The organism is Granulicella pectinivorans (genome assembly GCF_900114625.1).
Lineage (GTDB): Bacteria > Acidobacteriota > Terriglobia > Terriglobales > Acidobacteriaceae > Edaphobacter > Edaphobacter pectinivorans.
The window spans coordinates 776021-801610 of record NZ_FOZL01000001.1; the positions used below are offsets into that span (position 1 = coordinate 776021).

Sequence of the window (25590 nt, forward strand, 5' to 3'; positions counted from 1 at the left end):
TCCACCCACCCTTCCAGACCGTAGCCAGACTACCCGTGCTTTTGCGGAGGCGGCGCACCCGGACCATCCATCGCTCCGCCACACACCAGCTTGAGTACTCCGGCGTCGAGAAACAGCAAGCCGTTGAACCGGACGGCACCTCCCACCACAATCGAAGCACTGTTCATCATCTGCGTCGACGCAGTGGTGAAGACGACGACCGACGTAGCCCCTGTCAGAGTAGCCAAGGAAGATCCCGCGTTCAGTGTGACCGTGTAAGCCGTGAAGCCGCCCTGCGACGAGATCGCCGCCACCGTGCCGTCGATCGTCTGGGGAACCAGGGTCACGGTTCCGGCTGTGGCACTCGTACCGCTCACTGCCGAAGCATCGACCTCCACATTCTGCCCGGCAAACAGCGTTCCCGCTGTGAACACAGGCGTAAAAGGAAGGGAAGGCAGCGTCCCGAAGTTCGCCGACGTGGCAAACGTGGTCCCGCTGGCCACCGCGATCGTGTAGCTGGTACCGGCGATCGTTCCGGCTGTGCCTGGCCCGATCCACTGCCGCACGGTCTGGGTGAAGCTCGTCACCGGACTACCTGTCGTAGCCGTCACCAGGCCCACCAACTCGTTCGCCGCTATCCCAGGTACGCGATGAATGCGCGCGGCGAGCAGCGTTCCAGACGTCTGCTGCACAAGGTCGACATCCACCAGGGAGCCTACCGTCAGTGCGGATAGGGAACTGAAGCCCTGGAGCACCGTACTCGCATTCGTCGTAATGGTTACCTGCGTCGCATTCGGCGTCGCAAGAATCAGGGTCGTACCGCTCACCGAGACCACCGCCCCATGGATGTCGTCCAGCTTTCCGTTGCCGCCATTGGTCGGGTTCGAAGCCAGCGGAATCGCCCGTACATCGAAGACCGGCGTCACCGTCGCCATGGTGCCAGAGAGCGCCACGGACTGGCCCACCATCAGATCGAAGCAGAGCGGAGTGGAGGTCGCCGTCACGGTAATCGGAGTCGAAAACGTAACCGTATCGGTCGCCGAGGCCAGCACGGTCGTTGCCTGCACCACCTTCTTTGTCGCCGGATCGACGTAGCTCACGGTGGGGCTCGAAACGGTGATGACCGCCGAGGTATAGGTATCCTGCGGGATCGACAGTGCGGCCTTGAGCGGCTCATCGACGCCGTCGAGATGCGACGCCTCGATCGTCACTGGGCTCGTCAACACGTCGGCGTACTTGCCGCTCGCGTCGTACATCCGAATGCCGTTGACCGTGAGCCCCAGCGCCACCACCTGGTCGCCCGGAGCGTCCGTCATCAGGGCAGAGGTGGCCGTCGTATTCCCCGTCACCGCCGTTCCGCCCGTCAGCGCCGTCACGGCCGAGTTGCAACCCGCCAGAATCATCGACGCGGCTGTAGCTCCAGCCAACAGCGCTTCCATCGTTTTCGTCCTCTTCACCATCGCACACCCTCCATGCCGCAATGGCACGCCTGCGCATGCGATCGCCTCCACACAGGGGAGCAACCCACGCAAAATCAGCAGCATGCCCTCGACAGCCGATTAGTGGCCGAACGGCAGAAAAGCGGTTACACCCGCCTTGAGATTATTTTCAGGTGCCCCTCCAAGCCCTGTACCCTGTTTCCATGCCTCCCACACCCGCCGAAGACGCCGCCCACATTCTCCTGCAGGAGCAGACCCTCACCCTGGAGCAGTTCGACGCCTCCGTTGCCTGGACGCTCGGCTCCATGCTCCATGCCATGGCCGTCGAACGCCATTATGTCCTCGTCATCGACATCCGTCGCTTCGGCCGGCCAATCCAGCCTCTCTTCTACGCCGCGCTGCCCGGAACGACCCCGGACAACGCCCGTTGGGCCCGGCGCAAATCGAACGTCGTGGGCCGCTACCATCGCAGCTCCTATGCGGTTGGCCTCCGCCTCGAAGCCCAGGGACAGACCCTTACCCAGCGCCACGCCCTGCCGGCAAGCCAGTATGCCACCCACGGAGGCTCCTTTCCTATCGCGGTGCCCGCCGCCGGTGGCGTCGTTGGAGCGATCACCGTCTCCGGCCTTACCTCCCGCGAAGACCACGAACTGATCGTGGAAGCTCTGTGCCGGCACCTTGGCCACGACTATAAAGCTCTGCGTCTGCGTTGAGCCCCGGATGTGAGTGAACTTCCATCATATTTTCTTCTTGACATGAATCCTTTTCAGCGCCAGAATCATCTCACGTAGCAAATGGAGGGTGACGAATCCCCTCCACAAAAACCTGACTTGTGAGGAAACTTCACCATGACCACTCTGGCTCGATTTGTTCCGTTCCGTTCCCCGCTCCACGATGTCGCCGTCCTGCAGAACCGTCTCAACTCCGTCTTCCAGGAGTTCACGCGGAATGACACCCCCGAGATGAGCCTCTCCGAGAGCCTCGCCTCCGGCAGCTTCATCCCCGCCGTCGATATCTTCGAAGACGATCAGCATCTCGTGCTCCATGTGGAGGCACCTGGGGTCAAGCAGGAAGACCTCAATATTCACATCGAGAATCAGACCCTGACCGTCAAGGGCCAGCGCAACTTCGAGTCCAACCGCAAGGAGGAGAACTACCACCGGATTGAGCGCCGCTACGGTTCGTTTACCCGGACCTTCACCCTGCCCCCGACCGTCGATACCGACGCGATCACCGCGCAGTACGACGCCGGGGTTCTGACGGTATCCATCGCGAAGAAGGCCGAGGCCAAGCCGCGCCAGATCAAGGTGGAGCTCTCCGCACCGAAAGCCGAGGCCAAACAAGTCGAGGCAAGCACCGCCGCCTGACCGAATCACGAGATTGAGAACGAGGGCAGAGCCATGCGGGCTCTGCCCTCGTTCTTTTCCGTGACGGTCGCTAGGGCTTCCGCACCACGATCTTGAACCCACCCGGTAGCTGGCCACCCGACACGGGCTCGTAGTGCGTCCGCAGTTCGTCGCAGATCGGATCCATCGTATGCGACTCCCGGAGAGGAGCCTTCGCGTAGAGGCCGTACGTCACGTGCATCACACCCAGACGCGTCGAGTGTGCCACGCAACTCCTGTCCACTGTCACGATTGGAGCCTGTCCCTGCCCGCGCAGCTCCTCGACCTTCTCCCGCACCTGCTGGGGGTTCATTACGTTTTCCAATCCATAGAACCGGCCCGTATCCACTCGGGCTATCCTGCCATCCGGCCAGGGAGCGATCTCGCCGAACGGGGCATACATCCGCGGCCCCTCTGGCCTCACCACGGGCAGCGGATGCTGCTCCGCCTTCACCCACTGGCTGCCCAGCCACCAGGCTCCGATAACAGCCGTGGGCGCTAACAGCGTCAGGGCCAACCCCGCATAACCCCGCCATGCCCACCACCAATAGCGCTCCTTCCGCGCGACCGCAAACCACCCTACCAGGGTTACCGCCGAAAGATTGGCCAGGAAATGAATGACATCGAACCGCCCGAACGCCGCCGGCACGCAGAACACCCCGCAGCAGACGACGTAGAGGCCGATCGAACCCTGTGCCCTGCGCCGTACCGCCTCCACCAACATGCATCCTGCGGCCAGCATCAGGCCGATCCCAGGAACGAGGTAGGGCGCGGGGGTCACCGGGACCCCATATCCGCCGGAAGCCATCGCCATTGCCGTATCCAGGCCGCCCAGCCGGTACAGCTCCCACACCATGCCCACTCCACCAAGCCCAACCAGAACCAGTCCCAACCAAACCCTGCGCCCATGCAGGAACAACGCGCCGAACAAGAGGGTTCCAGCAAGCAGCGCCACGCCCTGCTCCGGCGAGACAAACAGGAGCAGGCCGACCGACGCCAGCGCCACGCAGAGCGCCGCTGCATAACGGCCTCGTTCCAGGCCAAGCCGATAGATGGACATCGCCAGCCATGGCCCCATCCAGTACCGCATCGGGGTGTACTGAGCCCCGAACAGAATCGCCCAGACGAACATCGTGCCGTAGACCAGCCAGAAGATCGCCCGCGCATGTCTGGATCCCCTGGCCAGCTCCTTCGCCACTGCCCAGAACATCGCCACGCCGAGTAGATTTTCCAACACCAGCGACAGCAGGTACCCGTTCAGCAGCGAGACCTTCAGCCCCCGGCTCAGCCATAGCGGCACGTACAGCAGTCCTGCGCCGTAGGCGAACTCGAAGTCCGCGAAGACCTTGCGGCCCTCCGCCAGGTGCCCCAGACGGTCCATGAGGTACGGCGCCTCGAACTGGGGCCCGAACCGCGCGCCGTACCACCAGAGCGCAACCTGCGTCACAAGCGTCAGCCCAAGCGCCCACAGGAGCTGCTTTCGGCCCAGCGGCGCCATCTCCATGGTGCCCGCGTCCGGCTCGATCTCTCCTCGCCACCAGCAGAACACCGCCGCGAACGCCAGAAACAGCATCCATGCCGCTTTGTTGCTGAACCCAAGCGCGTACGAGTCGCCCACCGAGGGCGGTACCGGAACGAAATAAGGCACGGCAAGGACGACGGCACCACCCAGCATGCAGGTAGCCATCACCGACCGCAGCGAGCGCCTCCTGGGCTTCCTCCAGCGGTCAGGCATCACGCCAGATCCCCTCGAACCCTCTCCATCGTGTCGAGATAAAACGCCAGATTATGGATCGAGTTCAGCACCGCGCTCAACGGCTCCTGCGCCGCATACAGGTGACGCAGATAAGCCCGCGTATACCGCTGACACACCATGCATGCGCATGTTTCGTCGATCGGACCCTGGTCCTCGGCGAACTCCTTCTTCTTGATGTTCAGCCGCTCAATTCTCCCGTCCACCCGCGCAAACAGAAGCCCGTGGCGTCCTGCACGGGTCGGCAGCACGCAGTCCATCATGTCGACCCCCATGCGCGCATACTCCTCGATCTCATCCGGATAGCCGACCCCCATCACGTAACGCGGCTTATCCTTCGGCAGATGTTCGAGGGTGCGCGCAATCATCTCGCGCGTCACCTCGCGCGGCTCACCCACCGCAAGGCCGCCGATCGCATATCCTGGAAAGCCAATCTCCACCATCTTCTCCGCCGACTCCTTCCTCAGGTCCGCGTACATGCCCCCCTGTACGATGCCGAAGAGACTCTGCGTCCTTCCGCCGCGTGCCTCGAACCAGGGGACTTCCGTCTTGTGCTCCTCGAAGTATGCCTTCGAGCGCTCCGCCCAGCGGTGCGTCAGGCCCATCGATTCGCGCGTGCGCTCCCACGTCGCCGGGGTCTCCACGCACTCGTCGAAGGCCATCATGATGTCCGCACCGAGCGCGATCTGCACTCCCATCGAGTGTTCCGGCGAGAAGAAGTGCTTCCCCCCATCGAGATGCGAGCGAAACTCCACGCCCTCTTCCGAGATCTTCCTGAGGCCCTTGAGGCTGAATACCTGAAATCCGCCTGAGTCCGTCAGCATGGGCCGACGCCAGCTCATGAACTGATGCACGCCCCCCATCCGCCGGACCAGTTCATGCCCGGGACGGAGATACAGGTGGTAGGTGTTGGCAAGAATGATCTGCGCGCCCTTGCCATTGGCCCCATTCACTTCCAGCACATCCTGCGGAACGGCCTTCACCGAGGCGACGGTGCCCACCGGCATAAACACGGGCGTCTGCACGTCCCCATGCGGGAGCCCGAGGACAGCACGCCGTCCACCCGCCTCGCTCGTCTTCAAAACGTCAAACGTCAAATCCATCCCACTAGTCTATTGGCTGGCGATGAGGAGTTTGCGGCGTTCGGTCTCGTTGTAGGTGTAGCGGATGCGATGGATCACGGTAATCGTCGAAAAGAGGGCCAGGGTCCACAACGCCGGGGCCATGACGCCCCAATGGTTGAACAAGGCTCCGATAATGACCAGGACGATGCGCTCGGGGCGCTCCATGAAGCCGACCTTGCAGGTTCCGATCAGGGCTTCGGCGCGCGCACGGGTGTAGGACACCATCAGCGACGCGGTCATGCAGAAGGCCACGAGGACCACGTAGAAGAAGCGATTGCCGCGCGCGTAGTAGACCAGCAGCCCGAAGAAGAGGGCGACGTCGGAGTATCGGTCGAGGACGGAATCGAAGAAGGCACCGAAGACCGAGACCTGGTTCGTCTGGCGGGCGACGCGGCCATCGACCATGTCGAAGAGACCAGCACCAATGATGACCAGGCCGGCGTAGACGAACATGCGATCTTTGTTTTCGGCACGGGCGTAACCGAAGAAGATCGCGGCAACGACATTGATGATGAGCCCGATGAAGGTCAGGGTGTTGGGGGAGATCTTCGACAGCGCAAAGCCGTTGACGATCTTCTGCAGCAGCCAGCCGCTGCCCTTACCGAATGCGCGTGTCCAGGTCATAGAAAAGAGAGAAAAGTACGGGGCCCAGGGCTTAGCGCCCGCAAATCTATTTGACTTCGGGAATCTCGGTGACTTCGACGGGTTCGTCGGGGTCGAGATCATGGATGGTGTAGAGCTTGAGGACTTCGAGCTCGCGCTTGCCGTTGGGGGTGACAACCGTTGCCGTGTCGCCGACTTCTTTTCCTAGCAACGACCGGCCAATGGGCGAGGTCGTCGAAATGAGTCCCTTGGAGACGTCGGACTCTTCGCTCGTGACGAGCTTGTAGCGGATGGTCTCGTCTTTGGACGAGTCGAAGACCGTGACGGCCGAGCCGAAGCCTACCTTGTCGTTGGGGATGTTGGTCAGGTTGACCATGGCGAGCTCGCCCATGCGCTTCTTGAGCTGGCCGAGGCGGGCGTTGACGAACTCCTGGCGCTGCTTGGCGGAGTGGTATTCGGCGTTCTCGGAGAGGTCACCGAGGGCTACGGCCTTTTTGATCTCGGCGGGGAGTTCGGTGGTGAGCTCGTACTCGAGTGCCTTGATCTGTTCGGCGAGACGGGCTTTGATTTTTTCGGGCATGTTGCCTTCCGTGGATGAAAACTTCATTATAACGGCGATTGTCCTGCCGGACGGGTTCGCTGCGCGCAGGGCGGTCGTGAAGGGCGTCCTTGCATCTGAACGTAGAATGTTTTGGCGAGGTGCTGGGTGCGATTTTTCAAGTTCCTTCTTCTGCTGGTGGTGATCGCGGGTGCGGTGGTCGGGTATTGGATGGTGGTGCCGGCAGGACCGTCCACGGAGACGTTCGTCGATATCCCGAGCGGAACAGGCAGTGAGGCGATCGCGGCTCAACTGGAGCAGGCAGGCGTGATCCGGAGCCAGTATGGCTTCGACCTGCTGCGGCTAGTGAAGGGCGGAAGACTGCGGGCGGGTGAGTACCGGTTCGACCATCCGGCGCCGATGACCGAGGTGTACGCCCGGCTGGTGAAGGGCGACTTCTTTACCCGGACCATCGTGATTCCGGAGGGGTTCAACCTCTTCGACGTGGCCGCAGCAATGGAGGCGGCGAAGCTGGGAACGGCGGCGGACTTCCTGGCAGCCGCGCGAAAGCATACAGAGCTGGTGGCCGCCTGGTCCCCCGGCGCGACCTCTGTGGAGGGATACCTGTTTCCCGATACGTACAAGTTTTCTCCACACGCCACTGAAGAGCAGATGCTGCGGGTGATGGTGAAGCGCTTCACAGACCGCGCGGCGAAGATCGGGCTGGTCGCGGGACGGGTGGATGTGGGCAAGACGGTGACGATGGCCTCACTGGTGGAGAAGGAGGTGAGCGTCGACAGCGAACGACCCATGGTGGCAGGTGTGTTCGTGAACCGTCTGAAGCTGGGTATGCCGCTCCAGACGGACCCGGCAGTCGTGTACGCGGCCCTGCTGAACGGGCGGTGGCGCGGGACAATCTACCGGTCGGATCTGGACTTCGATTCGCCGTACAACACTTATAAGACGAAGGGCCTGCCGCCGGGGCCAATCTGCAATCCGGGGGTGGCCGCTCTGAAGGCTGCGATGAACCCAACCGAGACCGATAACCTTTATTTTGTGGCGGATGCGAATGGTCACACGAAGTTTTCGCCCACGCTGGAAGGGCATCAGGCGAACGTGAAGAGCTACCGGGCAGCGGGTGGAAGGTAAGAAAGGCAAAAGACTGTGGGATACGGCGGAACGACAGAAAAAAGAAACAGCGGGGAGAGCGGAGAAACGAGCACACCCGTTGCCAACCAGAGGCGTCGTTTCTTTTCCCGCTTCTTCCGTCCTTTCCCCACGGTCTTTTGTTTTTGCCGATGAGAGGTAAAATTCATCCGTGAATATCAACCGGCGTACGCTGCTCTACTCGATGACTGCCGCGGGGCTTCTGGCTCCCTTTTCTGCGTCTCTGTTTGCCGCCGCGCCGGTGCTGGCCCGGCCTTCGAAGCAGCAGATTGCCTGGGCGGACCTGGAGATTGGGATGTTTGTCCACTTCGCTCCCAACACCTGGCAGGATCTTGAGTCGGATGATCTCTCGACCCCGCTCTCCGCGATCAACCCGGTCAAGCTGGACACCGACCAATGGGCGCGGACGGCGCTGGAGCTGGGGGCCAAATATATCGTCTTCGTCGCCAAGCACCAGGGCGGATTCTGCATGTGGCAGACCCACACGACCGACTACGGGATCCGCAACACGCCCTGGAAAGACGGCAAAGGCGACGTTCTGGCCGAGGTCCGGGCCTCCTGCGACAAGTATGGGTTGAAGCTGGGTGTCTATGTTTGCCCGCGGGACGACCATGCGGGGGCGGCGACCGGCGGCATCTGCAAGACGCCGGAGTTGCAAGCGAAATATGACGCGATGTACCGGGAGCAATTGACCGAGGTCTTCTCGCGGTACGGCGAGATGGTCGAGATCTGGTTCGACGGGTCGAGCAAGACGGATGTGGGGGATCTGCTGGCGAAATACCAGCCGAAGGCGATGGTCTTTCAGGGCCGGCAGGCCACGATCCGCTGGGTGGGCACCGAGGAGGGGTCCGCTCCCTATCCGTGCTGGAATGGAATCGACAGGGCCGGAGCCCGGTCGGGGGTTTCGACGGCGCTCGATAGCGATCCGAATGCGGATACATGGCTGCCGAATGAGGTGGACGTGTCGATCCGGCGGCCGGACTGGTTCTGGAGCACCAAAAATGCCGACAAGGTGCTGACAAAGGCCCAGCTCATGTCGATCTATTACCGTTCGGTGGGGCGCGGGGCACAGTTGCTGCTGAACCTGCCGGCAAATCGGGATGGCCTGCTGGACGCCCCGGATGTCGCTTCCGCCAAGGCGTTTGGGGATGAGGTCAAGCGGCGATTTACCTCTCCGGTGGCAGAAACAAAGGGCCTGACGTTGATGCTGGCGAAGCCGACGCGTGTGGATACCGTGGTCATCGAAGAGGAGATCGCGCTGGGAGAGAGGATTCGCGGGTACAGGCTGGAGGGGTTTGCGGAGGGGGAGTGGAGGCCGCTCGGCGAGGGAATCTCGGTGGGGCATAAGAGGATTCAGCCGATTGTGCCGCTGACCGTGAGCGGGGTAAGGCTGGTGGTGACCAGTTCGGCGGCTCCGGTGCGCCTGAAGCGGTTGGCGGTCTTCGACACCGGGGTACCCGCGCCGGAGGATTGGAACGCCTCTTCGAAGCTATGGTCCTCGAACCTGGCAGGGAAGTGGGTCGATGAGAGCTTTTCGGTGGATCTGACCAAGCACATCAAGGTGGCGGGCCAGTATGCGCTGCGCTTCCAGGGAACGACCGGGACAGTAACAGGCTTCTCAGGAATCGTCCTGGAGCAGGGCGGGGTGGCCACGCCGTCGCTGATCAAGGCATCGCGCACGAAGAAGAACGAGCTTCTGTTGAATATTACGGGGCTGGATTCGTCGATCAAGGTGTCGGGCAAGGTTCTGGGGGCGGAGGCTGGGTCGATTCTGCTGGAGCGCCGGTAAGATAGCTTGAGCCATGGCGATCGACCGGACCTACATAACGGATTTGCGGTTCGACCGCGCCGACTTTTCCGATTTGAAGCGGGAGGAGCATTGCGCGTGGTGTACCCGCACTCTGGAGGAAAGCTACTTCGAGGTGCTGGACCGCCGAATCTGCGACGTGTGCGCGGACCGCGCAAGGAAGGCGTTGCCGGAGGACACGCGAGCGGTCTTCTGGCGCTCGACGGGTTTTGGGGCTCTGGCGGCAGCGATGCTGGGGATGGCGTACTTCGCGCTCTTCCGGGCAACCAGTGGCGGGTGGATGGTGTTCGCGTCAATCGGCGTAGGGTACCTTATCGCCCGGGCCATGCGGGTCGGGTCGCACGGCATCGGAGGGCGGCGATACCAGTGGATGGCGATGGGGCTTACCTATGTGGCGGTGGCGATCGCTTCTTCCGTGGCTGCTTTTGGATTGCGGGATGTGCCGATCTGGTTTGTTCCGCTGTTTGTGCTGACTCCGATTGCTTCGCTTTTCAGGAATGTCAGCTTTGGGGCCTTGCAACTTCTGCTGGTGGGGGTCGGAATGCGGTGGGCGTGGGGGATGATGGCAGGAGCTCCTCCGAAGGTAACCGGGCCCCATCGGCGTCCCGAATGAAAGTTTCTTGGTCCTTCATGGCGCCCGCCGTCGTCTAACCAAGTAACTGATAGGAATGGTGGTTTGGCCAAGGACGCGTCTCCGCGGTTTCCCGGGCTGAACCTGGGTCGTTATACTTGCGTATTGTGTTGCTGACGATGAGAAAAACCTGCGCGATCCTGTTGGCGGGAACGCTTGCGCCCATGTTGACGGGTTGCTTCAGCTCGACGCGCTATGTGAAGGTGCATGCGGCGCCCCCGGTCGTGATGTCGGTTTCGCTCGATACGCTGGTCGATAAATTGGACAGGCAGTTTGAGGCGATCAAGACCCTGAATGCAAATGTCACCATCGCGGCCAGCACGGCGGGAGCCACGGCGGGCGAGGTGAAGGACTACTCGGCGTTTCGCGGATACATCTTTGTGCGGAAACCGGAGGATATGCGGGTCATCCTGATGGTGCCGATCATCGGCCGCGCGCTCGACATGGTCAGCACGGGGAACGACTTTACGCTGCTGATGATGTTGCCGAACAAGACCAGGGCCATCAAAGGTACCGACACGGTGACGACGCCGTCGAAGAATCCTCTCGAAAATCTGCGGCCCGGCGTCTTCTTCGACGCGCTGATCGTGCGGAGTATCGGCAAGGACGAGTACGTGACGATGACCGAGAGCTCGCGGCTGGTCGAGCCCGAGACCAAGAAGCATGAGGCCATTTACGAGCCGGACTATGACATCGCGGTGATGAAGGTGAAGTCGGGGCGGACAATGGTCCGGCTCCGGACGATTCACATCAGCCGTACGGATCTCGAGCCATATCAGCAGGATATCTATGACGAGAACGGCAGAATCGTAACGACGGTGCAGTACTCGAAGTACCAGACGTTTGGCGATCTGCAGTTTCCGACGGAGATTGCCATCGACCGGCCTCTGGATAAGTACTCGCTGAAGGTGGCGGTGCAGAAGCTGACGCCGAACCAGAAGATCGATGACGACCAGTTCGAACTGCAACTGCCGACCGGGGTCACGGTGGAGACGCTAAAGTAGGGTTCGGCGGGTAGAACAAGCAAAAGATTGCCGGGAAAAGGCGGGAAGAGCGGGAAAAAGAAGCAAGTTCGAAACTTGCTTCTTAGAGGCCGGCGCGCTGGGCGTGGGTCGCGATGGCCACGTTGATTTCCAGCGCCAAAGCCAGGGCGGCTCTGCCCTGATGGGCCGTGACCTGCGGCTGGGTGCGGGTGCGGACGGCGTTCAGGAACGACTCGATCTCCAGCCGCAGCGGCTCGCCCTCCTGCACGTCCAGCTTCTTCAGGTTCAGGCCGGCGGTGGGGTGCCCCCCTTTGGCGGCGTGCGCAGCGGCCAGGGCGGCGAACTGGGCGGGATCGAGCGCGGCGGCCGCAGCGGCGGCTTCGCTGACGTCGATCAGCAAAAGGTCCCGGCGTGCGAAGTCCAGGGAAAGGTACTGCCTCGGCTGGAAGAAGCGGAGCTTGCGGACGGTCTCCGTCGACACCCGGCTCGCCGTGAAGTTGGCGATGCAGCCGTTCTCGAACTCCAGCCGGACGTTAGCGATGTCGACTTTGCGCGACAGAACCGGAAGTCCAACCGCGCGGACCTCGCGCACAGGACTCTGGACGAATGACAGGACGATGTCCAGATCGTGGATCATGAGGTCCAGCACAACGTCCACGTCGAGCGACCGCGGCGTGAAGATGCTCAGGCGGTGGCTCTCGAAGAACATGGGCCGGTGAATGTGGGCGCGGGCGGCGAGCACGGCAGGGTTGAAGCGCTCCAGATGCCCTGGCTGAACGATACGGTCATGCTCCGCAGCAAGCGCGAGGATCTGGTCCGCCTCCTGCAGATTCGCCGCAAGCGGCTTTTCGATCAGGAGATCGACTCCGGCGACCAGGAGCTTTGCCGCCGTGGAAGCGTGGTGGACGGTAGGAACGGCGACCGCGGCTGCCTTCACTCCAAGGTCGGCGGCGAGGAGCTCTTCGACCGTGGAGAAGGCGGGGATCCCGTACTTTTCGGCGGCGGCCTGCGCAGTGGCGGGGTTTGCGTCGACGACGGCGGCGAGTGCCACATCGTGGCCGGTGGCGTCCAGCTCGGCGAGAACGCGAAGGTGGTTGCGACCGAAGGCTCCAGCGCCGATGACGGCCGTTTTGAGCTTAGACATGGGCTACTTGACGGGGGTTTCGACGGCTGCGCGGCACTTCGCGTAGAGCTCGAGGAGGTTGGCAACCTGGTCTTCGGGCTTGGATGCAGCCGGGACCCCGAAGCCGGTGGTCGAGCCGGAGGACTTGCTGGCGACGTTGGTGTGGGCGGCGACGAACTTGAGAAGGTCGAGCGCGATGTCTTCGGGGCGGCGTGCTGCGGAGTTCGATTCCATGCTTTTCATGCTATCGCATGTCCGGCCGTAGGCGCCCCGTCCGGCAGAACCACGCGATATGTCGCTCTGAGTCCACAAAGAATCTCGTACGGCAGGCAGTGAGCCAGTCGCGCATGATCTTCGGCGGTCGCCCCGGGCCCCAGCAGCGTTACCGGGGTTCCGGGCCCACAGTCAATATGGGTGACGTCGACCGTGGTCAGGTTCATGGAGATGCGGCCCACAACGGGTGCCTTGTGCCCGCCGATCATGACCCACCCTCCAGGTTCATCGTTGGTGCTGGAAAGCGATCGGCGCAGACCATCGGCGTATCCCACGGGCAGAAGAGCCAGTCGCATGGGACGGCGAGCCGTGTACGTAGCGCTATAGCCGATGCGAGCTCCAGCCGGTACGTCCTCGATGGCGGTAACGGTGGTCGTCCATGTGAGCACCGGATGGAGCTGGCTGTGGAGACGTGCTTCGTTCGGTGCGTCGGGTTCGAGGGGCAGCGAGTAGCCGTAGAGGCCAAGACCACAGCGCACGATCGGAGTCGCTCCGTCCTGTGCAGTCTGAAGCGCGAAATGCTGGATGATCTCGGCGGCCGCAGGGCTCGCGTTGTCGAGCGTGGAGGTGTTGCCGAGATGACGCCACGCGGGCATGAGATCGGCCCGGGCAGAGAGATCGCCAGAGGACATCGCGAAGCGTTGAAGCTGCTCCAGGGTTTGTTGGGCATCGGTGCATTCGGCGGAGGCGAGATGCGTGCAAACGCCGTCGATGTGGAGCTTTGGGTAGTGGAGAAGTGCTTCGCCAAAGGCCCTGAGAACCGGCCCCGGGGGCACTCCCTGACGGGACATGCCGCTGTCGATCTCTACGTGAATCGGAAGGGTGTGCGGTGTGCCGGCAACGGCCCGGGCGAGAGGCGCGAGCTGCGATGCAGCGGAGACGATCGGCGTAAGGTTATGGGCGACGGCAAGTTCAGCAGCTTCGTTCGCTTCGTCAGGATCGCCCGGAGGCGCCGTCATGATGAGGATGCGCGGGCCTTCTGGGAATCCCGCAGCCTGGAGCGCTTTGCGGACCTCCGCTCCTTCGAGGGCGTCGGTCACCCCCAGCCAGGGAAGCCCGGCACGAGCAAAGAGGGGCGCGCAGAGTGCCGCTCCGTGGCCGTACGCATCGGCCTTGATGACCGCCAGGAGATCAGTTTCGCCAAGAATGCGGCGAGCGGCGGCGATATTCTGCCGGAGATGCGGCTCGGAGATGGTAATGGTGCTGGACATCGCTGTCTGTATGGTACCGGCTCGCTGGCTGGCCGGGGCGGGGGGCCAAGTGAGAGACACCACCTGGACTCGCTCTGCGGTTTGGCGCACTGGATGGTGTTTCCAGTTTGAATTCCCGGGCAAATGGCCTGTACGGAACAGCGTTGCGGCGATGGGGCGCGTCTAAGATGGGTATATGACCAAGCTGTCTGGGCTGCGTCTGATTGCTGCGCTTGTAAGTTTTGGAACTGTCTCCGCGCTGTCTCAGGGTGGACGGTTCGACCTGCCCGGGCCCAAGATCGACGTGCGAGTGACGCGCGGGGGGAAATCGCTGCCGATCGCCTCGGTCCCCAACCTGATGGCCGGCGACACGATCTGGCTGCATCCGGCTCTCCCCCCCACGCAGTCCGTGCGGTACCTGATGGTGGTGACGTTTCTGCGTGGAACGACGAACCCGCCGCCCGACGACTGGTTCGTAAGGATCGAGACCTGGGACAAGAAGGTCCGGGAAGAGGGCGTCGAAGTCAAAGTTCCGGCGGAGGCACAACAGGCGATCCTGTTTCTTGCCCCTGTCACCGGAGGCGACTTTACGACGCTGCGGTCGGCGGTAACCGGGCGCCCGGGAGTCTTCGTCAGGGCGTCGCAGGATCTGAATGAGGCCGGTTTCGAGCTGCAGAGGACTGAGAAGTACCTGGCTTCCATCCGGAAGGTTCCGCCTGCGGATACGAAGGCTCTTCTGGACCACTCCAACATGCTGGCGCGGACGCTGGCTTTGAAACCCAATCTCGAGTGCTTCAAGCAGCCCGTGGAGCAGCAGTATGGGTGCCTGACGCAGACTGGCTCGCAGATGCTGCTGGACGATGGTCATGGGCAGACGATCGTCGCGGCGCTGACGACCGGGTCGAGCTCCGACCTGATTGGGACGGCGGCGAACACGCGATTGATGGGATCGGGCGTGTACAGCGCCTATGTCGGTGCAATTGTGGATGTGGCGCGGATTCTGGGGGGGCTGCACACGGCCCAGTACCAGTACATTCCGGCGATCGCGTTTCCACAGGGCGAGAGCCTGAACCTGCGCCTGAATACGCCTCCCTCATTTCATAACCCGAAGTCGGTCATCGTGATCGGCCTGCCCTCCATCCAGAAATCGGTGGCACCTCCGCTGCGTGCGTCGGACGGCAAACGTGTGACATGCCTTCTGCAGCCCGATGTGGCTGTACCGGTCGAAGGCGCTCCGCTGGTGTTTTCCACTGCATTCGCGCACGACCTTGTGCTGCACATGAGCGATGGCAAAGACCTTCCGGTGGAGGCCGACGCGTTTCAGGGCGGGCTGGTGCTGGCCAAGGCTCCCGAACGCAAGGTTCTGCCGGAGCCGACGGCACCGAAGCCCGCTCCGCCGGTCGCCGCAGAGCCAAAGAAGGCCGGTGTAGCCGTGGACGCACCGCTGACCGGGACGATTCGCGGCTTCTGGGGATTCGATCCGTTCGAAGGCCCAACGCTCCCCCTGCAGGACCGGCCCGGCACAGGCTGGAAGGTTTTGTCCGGTGAGCCACTCATCGCCGGCCGCGAGGACCACCTGGTCCTGAGCTCCAACGGAAGCGCCTGCCTGCGGTCGGTCGCGTTCGACGGACCGGATGGCCGCATGGTGACAGCAGGCTGGAAACCGATGGACCCCGAAGGCGCAACGGCGGGTGAAGCGATCGACGTGACCCTCCCGCTGGGCAGGGTGCAGCCCGGCTCGGTCGAGCTGGCGATTGAACAATACGGAGCTCCGAAAGAAGTCGCCCTGGGACTGCGCACCTACTCCGAGCCAGCCGAACTCTCTGCCTTGACCCTGCACGCCGGTGACCGGATGGCGACCCTGACCGGAAAGCATCTGGAGCAGGTGCGCCAGCTCAAGATCAACGACCTCGAGTTTATGCCGGCAGCCGGCGCAGGCGGCAGTTCCGTCCCCCTCACCCTGCCCGAGGCCGCCGCTTCTCCCGGCTTCAAGGCAGGCGAACGCGTGACGGGCCGGGTGACGCTTTCGGATGGACGCGTACTCGACGTGCCAGTCACCGTGGCACCTCCAAGACCGCAGCTCACGCTGAAGAGCCGCTCCGTGCCCAAGGACAAGGACGCGCCGATTACACTTCTGGGCAAGGACGACCTGCGTGCGGATCTTCCGGTGACACTGGTGCTGAAGTCCTCGCGCAACATCCCGCGCACCGAAGAGATTGAGGTTGCCACGGTCGATGGCTCGCTGAGCACGCGCCTGAACTTCGCATCGGGCGCCCTGGTCCTGCAGGACGCGCATACGCTCCGGGTCACCGTCGACGCCGTGAAGGCTCTGGGTGGCTCGGTCTTTGGTCCGGTCAGGCTGCGTGCCATCGAGACCGGGATGGACCCCGGCGACTGGATCGCGCTGGGAACCCTGGTGCGCGTGCCGGCGGTGACATCCCTGGCCTGCCCGTCAGACGCCGCAAAACCCTGCGAGCTGGCCGGCGCAAGCCTCTATCTGATCGATGCCGTCGCCTCATCGGTCTCGCTCGATGAGGCGCTGGTGAGCCCAGTGGCCGTACCGGAAGACTTCTCCGACACCACACTTCAGGTTCCGAGGCCAGGAGCCGGTCCGCTGTATCTGCGCCTCAGAGACGACCCAGACACCCTGGCAACGTTGAACCTGCCGGTCGCCATGGAGCAGCGCCCGATGCGGCCGGCTGCGAAAGCTCCGGTGGCGAAGCTGGGTGGCGGGTCGGTGGAGTAAGTTGACATCGCTCGAAGCCAGAGCGTGAGATGCGCCTTCTCAACCCCGTGCATCCTCTCTCTCGGCATTGCCGGCCCGTGCCGCTCAATCGATCTTGATGTCGATGTAATAGGCCTGCTTGATCGCTTCGAAGTCAGCCTTCGTCAGGGGAGACGTCGTGTTCTGCCACCGGTTCGTAGGGGTCAGCATCCGGCTCCCTACCTGGATCGGCATCGCGAAGCCAAACTCATCCGTCTGCCACCGGTATTGGATGTTGCCGTCGGCGAGCTTTACCTCCAGCAGGGGAATCTCGGTATGCCGGAGGTACTGGTTGAAGACCGGCGTCAGGTCGCGGCTGGTGCGATCGTTGAAGAACTTGACGACGTCCTCGGTCATGAGCGTCTTGTACTGATAGGTCTGATAAAAGTCGTGGATCAGCGCGAACCACTCCTTGTCATCATGCAGAACGGAACGCAGCGTGTTGAGAAAGAGCGCTCCCTTGAAGTACATATCCTGCGGCGGCTCCGCGTTGCGATCGTGCGGCGGAATGATCGGCAGCTTGTTATGCACCTTCTTCTTCAGCGCGTTGACGTACGTGACCTCGTCCGCATGCCCCCACATGTATTCGACATACAGGCACTCCAGGTACGTCGTGAACCCTTCATGAATCCACATGTCCGAGCGGTCCGCCGCCGTAACCGCATTGCCAAACCACTCGTGCCCACTCTCGTGGATGATGATGAAGTCGAACCGCGGGCTGATCCCGACACCCGTCCAGTCGCGGTTCAGATAGCCGTTCGCAAAGTGGTTGCCGTACGTGACCGCAGACTGGTGCTCCATGCCCGCGTAGGGGACCTCGATCAGCTTGTACCCATCGCGGAGAAACGGATACTCCCCAAAGTAGTGCTCGTATGCGTCGATCATCGCAGGAGCCTGTGCGAACTGGAGCTTCGCCTTCTCCAGGTCTTCGGGCAGGACGTAGTAGTCCATCGTCAGCCCTTTATGCGTCGTGCCGAAGTGCGCGTACGCTCCGATATTGAGCGAGACATCGTAGTTATTGATCGGGTAGGAGACGTGGTAGTTCCACTGCGTATACCCATCGTGAAGATCGACCTTCGAGACAAAGCGTCCGTTGCTCACGTCGGTCAGCGCGTTCGGCACAGCCACCGAGATGTCCATCGACTCCGGCTCATCGCGCCACTGATCCTTATTCGGCCACCAGACGCTGGCCCCTTCTTCCTCGCAGGCCGTGTTGATCCATGGACGGCCGGCGGTGTCGGTCTTAAAGGTCAGTCCACCAAATCGTCCACCTTCCACCGGCGCACCCGAGTAGAAGAAATCGATCGAATAGGTCTTCCCCTTGCGCAGCTTCTTGGGAAAGTCGATGTACACGGCGCGTTCCTCGCGGGTGTACTTCAACGGCGCGCCATCGAAAAGGATCTTCTCCACAGCCAATGTCTGGACGAGGTCGATCTGGATCCGGTCTCCATCCGCAAGCATCTTGAAGCGAATGGTGTTCTTGCCCGAGAGGAACTTCTTCTCAGGGTCGACCCGCACGTCGAGATGGTAGTAGAGAAGATCGTTGTTCGCTCGGAACGGCCCGTTCGGCCCGCGCAGAAGATCGTCGGCCGTAGGCGGCTTGAGGATCTCAGGCGGGGGGTTAGGGCGTCCGGTGTTGGCGCGCGAGGCGTCGGCCTGCGTGGCGGTCGGCTGGAGTTTGAGCTCGATCGCGCCAAGCGACGTGCCTCCGGACTGCGTCACAACGATGTTCTCGACGCAGTTGCGGACGAAGACCTGGGCCTCCACACAGACGGTATAGATGCCGGGCTTCTGCGCTGCAAAGGAGAACGTGCCGTTCTGCGCGGTCGTGACCGTGATGGGGGCCGCGGGGTGATCGCTGGGAGCGAGAGTGACCTGCGCGCCGGGAATGACGGCGGTGGCGGTGTTCGTCACCGTACCGGTGATCGTGGCTGTCTGGAAGAGGCCTGCCAGGAGCAGGGCGGCGAGAAGCGACATGCGGATTAGTGTATCCGGCTTCTCCCCCGGGAGCGGCGATCGACGATGATGAAGATGCGGTACCGACCTCCTTGCTGGGGAGAATTCGACCATCGATACCGCGAAGACCTACACTCAACAGGCAGGTTTATTTCGTTCACGATGAGGATCTATGTCGCAGACGGTTGCAGAACTGAATGAGCACTTTGGAATGGCGGGCGTCCTGGCGTTTCGCGAAGAGCACGGTCTCATCTTTGCCGATATCACCACGCCGGTAGCCAAGGCCAGCGTCTGCATGCAGGGCGCGCATGTGCTCGACTGGCAGCCCAACGGGCAGGAGAAGGTTCTCTTTCTCAGCCAGAAGTCCGACATGGCACCAGGTAAGCCCATTCGCGGAGGGATTCCCATCCTGTTTCCTTGGTTTGGACCGCGCCATGACGGCAAGGAAGGCCCGATGCACGGCTTCGCGCGCATTCAGCCGTGGACGCTCGGTTTTGCCGCCCTCGCCGGGGACGATTTGCACATGACCTTTACGCTCGGCGGAACCGACGTAAGCCGTGGACTCGGCTTCGACCACTTCCGTGTCGCTTACCAGGTGACCTTCGGCAAAGCACTCAAGCTTCAACTGACGGTCGCGAACGACGGAACCGAGCCGCTGGTCTTTGAGGAAGGACTCCACACCTACTTCCACGTGAAGGATGTGCGCGCGATGACGCTTGCGGGGCTCGACGGCACCCATTACAAGGACAAAGTCGACGACTTCAAGGTGAAGCCGCAGATCGCTGGACCGATGCATCTCACCGGCCCCACCGACCGCGTCTACATGAACACCACCGCCACCTGCATCGTCACCGATCCCGGCTTCAAGCGTGCCATCACAATCGAGAAGGCCGGATCGGAGACCACCGTCGTCTGGAATCCTTGGAAAGAGGTTCCCGACATCCAGACGGACGGCTGGCATGAGTTTGTCTGCTGCGAGACCGTGAACGCAGGGGATCAGACCGTCACGCTTGGCCCCGGCAAGGCACATGCGATGGAAGCTCATATCTCCGTCGCCTGAGACCCCGCTGGACAGGCTCACTCCGCGCGGGGCGCTTTTACCAAGGATTCAGCATCAAAATGAGAATGATCGTACTTGCATCAGGATCGCCGCGTCGCAAGGAGCTTCTCGCCCAGGCTGGGCTGGAGTTCGTCGTCGAAACCTCGGATGTCCCGGAAGACCTCCTCGCAGGAGAACTCCCCGCGGACTACGTCTCACGGCTCGCCGAAGAGAAGGCCCGCGCGGTCTTTGCCCGGAGAGGTGGAGGAGAGGATCTGATGGTCATCGGGGCCGACACCTGCGTGCTCTCAGGCAGCGAGATCCTGGGCAAACCTGCGAACCGCGCGGACGCCGAGCGCATGCTCGGGGCACTCTCCGGCCGAACCCACCAGGTACTGACCGGGGTCGCCGTAGTCTCTGAGGCAGGAGCGCAGGTCGCAGTCGAGATCACGCAGGTGACCTTCGACGTGATTCCGCCGAGCGAGATGGCCGCGTATCTCGACACGGATCATCCCATGGACAAGGCCGGAGCCTACGGGATCCAGGGGTATGCCGCCCGTTGGATCCCCCGGATCGAAGGTTGCTACTTCAATGTGATGGGCTTGCCCATAGCTCGAACGATCAGCCTGATTGGTCTCGCGAAAGACAAGCTGGCAAAGCCCCCACTCGACCCCGAGGCAACTGTAAACGTGGCGTAGGCCGGAGAAGAGGATTCTTCGCCGCGTTGTTACGCCCTGCTCTTACCCGCGACCATAGCCGCCAGCAGCGCGGTCCGCGGCACCAGATGTTCCAGCACAACGTTCTCGTGCGAAGCATGCGCCCCTTCGCCCACAGCTCCCATGCCGTCGAGCGTCGGGACACCCAACGCCGAGGTGAAGTTGCCGTCGGAACCACCCCCGGTCGATGCCTCTTCGAGATCGATTCCCAAACTCGCAGCCTGTCTGCGAGCCTCCTCAAAGAGTGCGACCGTCGCGGGAGTGCGCTCCATGGGGGGCCTGTTGATCCCTCCTGTCATCGTCAAGGTGCAGTGAGGATCGGCTACCTTGAGCCCTGCAAACAGCGCCTCCACCGTGGCAGCATCGGACATCGTCGCGATCCGGACATCCACCTCGGCATACGCCTCGGCCGCCACCACGTTCGAGCGCGTTCCACCGGTGATCCTGCCCACATTGACCGTGCGCTTCAGCGCAGGCTCCGTAAAGTTCGAGACGGTCTCGATCAGCCGCGCCAATTCACGGATCGCCGAGTGACCCCGATCGAAGTCGACACCAGCATGGCTCGCGACGCCAGAGACGTGCAGATTGAACTGGCCGACACCCTTGCGAGCGGTCTTGTAGGCGAGAACCTGCGGCGGCTCAAGGACATACACCGCCTCGGACTCCAGCGCGAGACGCTCCGTAATGGGCCGCGACACCGGGCTGCCGATCTCTTCGTCAGAGTTCAAAAGCATGGTGGCGGGCCGCTCCAGCCCAAGCTGCTGCAGAGCTTTCAGCGCGGTCAGCGCCATCACGACGCCCACCTTCATATCCAGCGTGCCCGGTCCGTAAAGACGCCCACCCCGCTCTTCGAGGGGCATTGCTGCCAGCGTTCCAAGCGGCCACACCGTATCGAGATGGCCCAGAAGCAGGATCGGCTTGCGCGTATCGCCATCCCGGAAAAAGTCGAGCTGAAGAACGTCGCCATACCCGGTCTGAGGGTACCGGATGACCGTCGGATGGAGTGGCGCAGCAAGGCCAATCAAGGCATCGGCGGCAGCATTGATGCCGGCTGGATCGTCCGAGGGAGACTCCACTCGAACCAGCGTTTCTACGCCTTTCAGGAGCCACGGAAGCAGGTTTTCTACGGTTTCAAGGAGCGCGGAGGCCATGGTGGATGGTACCGTATTCGGCGTTATCGCTGCATTTCACTGATTCTGGATGAGTTACAGGAGCGTTAACCAAAATAAGGAAGTGTGGTCAATTTGCCACACTTGCTGGAGGAAAAGTCGTACTAATCTTGATCACGCATTTACGTTTGGCACCGGACGGTAGGGATTGACGCCGCATCTCGAACAGACAATTCGGACGGAGATCGAGTTTCACGGCGTCGGCCTGCACTCCGGGGCGATGGTGACGATGAAGCTGATTCCGGCGGCGGCGGGGTCGGGAATCGTCTTTCGCCGCACCGATCTGGACAACTTCGAGATTCCGGCAACTGGACGCAACGTCGCCAAGGTCAGCTACGCGACCAGCCTGATGCGTCAGAGTGTGCTCATCCAGACGACGGAGCACCTTCTTTCGGCGCTGATCGGCTACGGCGTGGACAACGTCATCGTCGAAGTGGATAACCTTGAAGTCCCGATACTCGACGGCAGTGCGCTGCCCTATGTCCTTGCTTTTGAGCGGGTTGGGTTGAAGCAGCAAAGGCGCAAGCGCGAGTACCTGAAGATTCTGAAAGAGGTCGAGGTTCGGGAAGGCACGAAGTTTATTGGGGTTTATCCAGGGCAGGGATACGGCATCCGGTACGCCATCGATTTTCCGGAACCTATTGGTTTTGCTACGTTTAGCGGCGATCTGGCGACCGGCGATTACACCCGCTGGATTGCCCCGGCCAGGACCTTCGGATTCAAGGAAGATGAAGCCATGCTACGCAATATGGGGCTCATCCGCGGGGTGTCGGATGCGTGCGCCATTATCCTTTCCAAGCGTGGCGTGGAGAACGGGCCGCTGCGTTTTCAGGATGAGTTCGTCCGCCACAAAGTGCTTGATTTGATTGGAGATCTGGCTCTCGCTGGACGCAGGATTCAGGGCCTTGTGGTGGCCGAGCGAGCGGGTCATGCGATGCATACGGCGCTTGTGCAGAGGCTGATGCGAGACCGCTCGGCGTGGGAGCTGGCGTATGGGTACGACGAGGTGGCGGTGGAGCGGGAAGATGGGGATTTCCTTCCACATGTGGCCATTGCTTAGTGGTTTTTTGCGTGGAAAACGTGGGCAGCGGATGGTAACGGTTGCGGCCGTGGCACTGGGTTCGAATCTGGGGGACCGGGTCGGGAATCTGCTGGAGGCGATCCGCCAGGTTCGGGGCCTCGGCACCGTCACAGCCGTCTCCTCCTTTTACGATACCGAGCCGGTGGGCTACGTCGACCAGCCACGATTTGTGAACGCGGCTCTTCTTCTGGAGACGACCCTTACGGCGCAGGATCTCATGACGGCGCTCCTCGCGATCGAGACCGCGATGGGCCGTGTCCGCGTGGTGGACAAGGGCCCACGGCTCATCGACCTCGACCTGCTGCTGTTCGGCGATGCCGTCATCAGAAGCGACGCTCTGACCCTGCCGCATCCCGGTTTGCGTGAGCGGCAGTTTGTGCTGGAGCCCCTTGCGGAGATCGCTCCGGGGATGGTGGATCCGCGGTCGGGGCTGACGGTTTCCAGGATGCTGGCGCTGGTGACCGGATAGGTTACGAAAGAGCCTGAAAATAAATTCAGTTTCAGACCTCCGGGCCATGGGCAGATGGCGAGAAGAGGAATAGACTAAGGTCCGCTCCGCAAGGGTATCCTCCGCGTTTTTTCACAAGAGCCTCAGCAGAGAGACGGCTGTTCGTTGTGCCATTTTTTTTGAGAGGTGTGATTCGATGACCGAGACGATGACGATCGAACCGCGTTTTGCGGCGTTCTGGAGCCGGTTTGAAGCGCGCGTGGCGAAGTACGACCTGCTGAAGCATCCCTTCTACCAGGCGTGGTCGCGCGGCGAACTGACGACCGATGACCTGCGTGCCTATGGTGCCGAGTACTGGCACCATGTGGCCGCGTTCCCCACCTACCTGAGCCGTCTGCATGCCGTACTTCCCGAGGGAGAGCTGCGTCGCGATGTGCTCCGCAACCTGGCCGAAGAAGAGGGTATCGACCGGACCGACGGCCGCGCCCACAGCGGACTCTGGATGGACTTCGCCAAGGGCATGGGCGCCTCAGAGGGCGAGGTGCGCGGCTTTACCGTGCAGCCCGAGATGACCTGCCTGCTCGAGACCTTCCGTGGACTGATGAACCGCGCGTCGGGCGGAGGATGCGGTGTGTCCTCGGCGCTGGCAGGGCTCTACTCCTACGAGTCGAAGGTTCCGGAGATCGCGGCCACCAAGGCCGACGGGCTGGCGGAGCACTACGGCGTCACCGGCGGCGCGGCCAAGTACTTCACGATCCACCGCACGGCCGACCTCCAGCACGCGGCGGTGTGGCGCGGACTGATCGAGGAGCAGATCGATACCGTTCCCGGAGCCGAAGAGGCCGCGCTGAAGGGCGGCGAGTGTGCAGCCAAGGCCCTGTGGTCGGCTCTCGATGGCATCGAGCGCCGACGCATGGCGGCGTAGTCTTCTCATCTTCAAAACGGATCAGAGCGGGATACGACAAGCCTTTTGCTTGCGTGTATCCCGCTCTGATCCGTTCGATCCGGCCCAGGCCCTGCCGCTCAGCGGTCAGGGCCTGATGGTGACGGTCTTGATCGACACAGGCTTCAGCGGTTCATTGTGCGCATCGCGCGGGACCCGGGCGATGGCCTCAACGACCTTGACCGCAGCGTCGTCGCACTGCCCGAAGATCGTGTAGTTGCCGTCCAGCCGATGCTGCGCATGCTCGGTCACGAACCACTCGCTCTGGTTCGTCGTTGGCCCGGAGTTCGCGTAGGCGAGCCTTCCGGGCCGGTCGAAGGTCAGGCCAGGAACGATCTCGTTGTTGAACTGATAGCCGATGCTTCCGTCGCCGCTCCCATCGCCGGGCAGATCGCCCTGCTCGACCATGAAATCCGGGATGACACGGTTGAAGTGGAGGCCATCGAAGAACGGTCTTCCATGCTGCTTCACCTTGGTGGAGGGCATCGCCCACTCCTTCGTGCCTTTGGCCAGACCGATGAAGTTGGCGGTTGAAACCGGCGTCTCCTTGAAGAGTTTGCAGGTCATGGTGCCGAGCGTGGTTGCGATGACGGCGGTGGGGCCGGTGGGCTCGGGGGAGGGAAAGGCTGCGGCGGGCTCTGCTCCGAAGCGTGGCACGATGGCGCTTTCAGCGATCTCAGGGGCAGGAGGCGGCAGAGCCGTTCCCGCCGGAACGATGGCGACGTGGCTGATCCCGATCTCTTTCTCCGGATGGTTGCCGGCCGCGAGCAGCGTGTGGGAGATCGTCTGTACCCGCTGGATGGAATCCTCATCGCACAGGCCGATTACGGCCATGGTCCGGGCGTACTCCAGGTCCGCATGCTCGATGATGACGAAGAGCGAGGAGCTCGTCTCGCCCTTGGTGACCTTCATGCCGAGCAGCCCGGCGCGGTCGGGCTTGAGCAGAGTCTTCTCCGTGGGAGTCGAGGGTCCCGCAGTTCCTTGTTGGAGTCCCGTGCGGTCTCCGCCGCCGATGCCGTCGGTGACTCCGTAGAGGGCGGTGCCGTCGTAAAACGGCTTGCCATGCATGGGAGTCCCGGTGACCGGATCCGTCCAATCCTTCGCGCCCGTGGCAAGGTCGATGAAGCGCTGCGTGGTCTCCGGCGCCTCCTTGCTGAAGAGCCTGCATGCGAGCCTTCCCGCAGTGGTGTCGATGACGGCGGTGGGGCCAGTGGGCGCAACGGCGTGCGGCGCAGGTTTGTGGGCCTGGGCAGAGGCGGCACCGCAGGATGCAAGGAACAGAACGCTAAGAGGAAGACGGAAGTTCATGCGGACGTGGCGAGCCTCAAGGGTGAAAGTAGGCTGATTGTAGCGTGCGGGACAGACGGTTCCTGGGAGCGATGAGCCCTGAATGTGGAAGTTTTTTGCTTGAGTACGATAAACGTCGTTGACATACGATGATCGTCGTACTAAAGTTCTGCTTCAGTGGCTTCCGTGAGA

The 25590-nt window shown here is 62.3% G+C and carries 23 protein-coding genes; 12 read left to right on the plus strand and 11 right to left on the minus strand.

Annotated elements, in window-relative coordinates; translation table 11 throughout:
- Positions 1–29: 29 nt before the first annotated feature.
- Entirely contained in the window at positions 30–1439 is a 1410-nt protein-coding gene (locus BM400_RS03015; RefSeq protein ID WP_089836507.1) for a DUF5666 domain-containing protein, read from the minus strand.
- A 182-nt stretch (positions 1440–1621) separates the two neighbouring features.
- Between BM400_RS03015 and BM400_RS03020 the strand changes: the two genes are divergently transcribed.
- Both BM400_RS03020 and BM400_RS03025 read left to right on the plus strand, forming a co-directional pair.
- On the plus strand, positions 1622–2131 hold the full coding sequence (locus BM400_RS03020; RefSeq protein ID WP_089836508.1) for a heme-degrading domain-containing protein: 510 nt from the start codon (positions 1622–1624) through the stop codon (positions 2129–2131).
- Between the two features lie 135 nt (positions 2132–2266).
- Positions 2267–2785, plus strand: coding sequence for an Hsp20/alpha crystallin family protein (locus BM400_RS03025; RefSeq protein WP_089836510.1), 519 nt, complete (start codon positions 2267–2269; stop codon positions 2783–2785).
- 70 nt (positions 2786–2855) lie between these two features.
- Here BM400_RS03025 and BM400_RS03030 read toward each other — a convergent pair whose 3' ends face one another.
- Genes BM400_RS03030 through BM400_RS03045 form a run of 4 tightly spaced genes read right to left on the minus strand, consistent with a single transcriptional unit; the run spans position 2856 to position 6863 of the window.
- Positions 2856–4538: a hypothetical protein gene (locus tag BM400_RS03030; protein WP_141223789.1), complete on the minus strand. Its 1683-nt coding sequence runs from the start codon at positions 4536–4538 to the stop codon at positions 2856–2858.
- On the minus strand, positions 4538–5659 hold the full coding sequence (gene tgt, locus BM400_RS03035) for a tRNA guanosine(34) transglycosylase Tgt (RefSeq protein ID WP_089836514.1): 1122 nt from the start codon (positions 5657–5659) through the stop codon (positions 4538–4540). Before tgt ends, BM400_RS03030 begins: the two co-directional genes overlap by 1 nt.
- Before the next feature lie 9 nt (positions 5660–5668).
- Positions 5669–6304, minus strand: coding sequence for a CDP-alcohol phosphatidyltransferase family protein (locus BM400_RS03040; RefSeq protein ID WP_089836516.1), 636 nt, complete (start codon positions 6302–6304; stop codon positions 5669–5671).
- A gap of 46 nt (positions 6305–6350) precedes the next feature.
- Complete coding sequence (locus BM400_RS03045; protein WP_089841423.1) at positions 6351–6863, minus strand: GreA/GreB family elongation factor; 513 nt, start codon at positions 6861–6863, stop codon at positions 6351–6353.
- Positions 6864–6989: 126 nt separating this feature from the next.
- On the opposite strand from BM400_RS03045, the gene mltG reads away from it, so the two are divergent.
- The 4 genes from mltG (at position 6990) to BM400_RS03065 (ending at position 11430) form a co-directional block, all read left to right on the plus strand.
- A complete protein-coding gene (gene mltG / locus BM400_RS03050) occupies positions 6990–7970 on the plus strand; it encodes an endolytic transglycosylase MltG (protein ID WP_089836518.1) in 981 nt (326 codons plus the stop codon).
- Positions 7971–8139: 169 nt separating this feature from the next.
- The gene (locus BM400_RS03055; RefSeq protein WP_089836520.1) at positions 8140–9777 is read left to right on the plus strand and encodes an alpha-L-fucosidase; all 1638 of its coding nucleotides are present in this window, start codon (positions 8140–8142) and stop codon (positions 9775–9777) included.
- A 13-nt stretch (positions 9778–9790) separates the two neighbouring features.
- Positions 9791–10408, plus strand: coding sequence for a hypothetical protein (locus BM400_RS03060; protein ID WP_089836521.1), 618 nt, complete (start codon positions 9791–9793; stop codon positions 10406–10408).
- Between the two features lie 137 nt (positions 10409–10545).
- The gene (locus tag BM400_RS03065) at positions 10546–11430 is read left to right on the plus strand and encodes a DUF4292 domain-containing protein (protein WP_141223790.1); all 885 of its coding nucleotides are present in this window, start codon (positions 10546–10548) and stop codon (positions 11428–11430) included.
- Positions 11431–11512: 82 nt separating this feature from the next.
- Here BM400_RS03065 and BM400_RS03070 read toward each other — a convergent pair whose 3' ends face one another.
- Genes BM400_RS03070 through alr form a run of 3 tightly spaced genes read right to left on the minus strand, consistent with a single transcriptional unit; the run spans position 11513 to position 14016 of the window.
- Positions 11513–12553, minus strand: coding sequence for a Gfo/Idh/MocA family protein (locus tag BM400_RS03070; protein ID WP_089836526.1), 1041 nt, complete (start codon positions 12551–12553; stop codon positions 11513–11515).
- 3 nt (positions 12554–12556) lie between these two features.
- Positions 12557–12766 (minus strand): hypothetical protein, encoded by a 210-nt coding sequence (locus tag BM400_RS03075; RefSeq protein ID WP_089836528.1) that lies wholly within the window; start codon positions 12764–12766, stop codon positions 12557–12559.
- A gap of 5 nt (positions 12767–12771) precedes the next feature.
- Entirely contained in the window at positions 12772–14016 is a 1245-nt protein-coding gene (alr, locus tag BM400_RS03080; protein ID WP_089836530.1) for an alanine racemase, read from the minus strand.
- A 175-nt stretch (positions 14017–14191) separates the two neighbouring features.
- Between alr and BM400_RS03085 the strand changes: the two genes are divergently transcribed.
- Complete coding sequence (locus BM400_RS03085) at positions 14192–16741, plus strand: hypothetical protein (protein ID WP_175528842.1); 2550 nt, start codon at positions 14192–14194, stop codon at positions 16739–16741.
- Between the two features lie 84 nt (positions 16742–16825).
- Here BM400_RS03085 and BM400_RS03090 read toward each other — a convergent pair whose 3' ends face one another.
- Entirely contained in the window at positions 16826–18736 is a 1911-nt protein-coding gene (locus BM400_RS03090) for a M1 family aminopeptidase (RefSeq protein WP_175528843.1), read from the minus strand.
- A 151-nt stretch (positions 18737–18887) separates the two neighbouring features.
- Between BM400_RS03090 and BM400_RS03095 the strand changes: the two genes are divergently transcribed.
- Both BM400_RS03095 and BM400_RS03100 read left to right on the plus strand, forming a co-directional pair.
- Positions 18888–19775, plus strand: coding sequence for a D-hexose-6-phosphate mutarotase (locus BM400_RS03095; RefSeq protein WP_089836532.1), 888 nt, complete (start codon positions 18888–18890; stop codon positions 19773–19775).
- 65 nt (positions 19776–19840) lie between these two features.
- Positions 19841–20452, plus strand: a complete 612-nt coding sequence (locus BM400_RS03100; protein WP_217644073.1) for a Maf family protein — start codon at positions 19841–19843, stop codon at positions 20450–20452.
- A gap of 29 nt (positions 20453–20481) precedes the next feature.
- Here BM400_RS03100 and BM400_RS03105 read toward each other — a convergent pair whose 3' ends face one another.
- The gene (locus tag BM400_RS03105; protein WP_089836536.1) at positions 20482–21621 is read right to left on the minus strand and encodes a M20 family metallopeptidase; all 1140 of its coding nucleotides are present in this window, start codon (positions 21619–21621) and stop codon (positions 20482–20484) included.
- 166 nt (positions 21622–21787) lie between these two features.
- On the opposite strand from BM400_RS03105, the gene lpxC reads away from it, so the two are divergent.
- The 3 genes from lpxC to BM400_RS03120 all read left to right on the plus strand — a co-directional run bounded on the left by lpxC (position 21788) and on the right by BM400_RS03120 (position 24093).
- Positions 21788–22699, plus strand: coding sequence for a UDP-3-O-acyl-N-acetylglucosamine deacetylase (gene lpxC / locus BM400_RS03110; protein ID WP_089836538.1), 912 nt, complete (start codon positions 21788–21790; stop codon positions 22697–22699).
- Between the two features lie 31 nt (positions 22700–22730).
- A complete protein-coding gene (gene folK / locus BM400_RS03115; protein ID WP_089836540.1) occupies positions 22731–23189 on the plus strand; it encodes a 2-amino-4-hydroxy-6-hydroxymethyldihydropteridine diphosphokinase in 459 nt (152 codons plus the stop codon).
- 175 nt (positions 23190–23364) lie between these two features.
- Positions 23365–24093: an iron-containing redox enzyme family protein gene (locus BM400_RS03120; protein ID WP_245781653.1), complete on the plus strand. Its 729-nt coding sequence runs from the start codon at positions 23365–23367 to the stop codon at positions 24091–24093.
- Between the two features lie 105 nt (positions 24094–24198).
- Here the strand turns inward: BM400_RS03120 and BM400_RS03125 are convergent, their stop codons facing one another.
- Positions 24199–25419 carry a peptidylprolyl isomerase gene (locus tag BM400_RS03125; RefSeq protein WP_089836542.1) on the minus strand — a complete coding sequence of 407 codons (1221 nt, stop codon included), beginning with the start codon at positions 25417–25419 and terminating at the stop codon, positions 24199–24201.
- Positions 25420–25590: the final 171 nt, after the last annotated feature.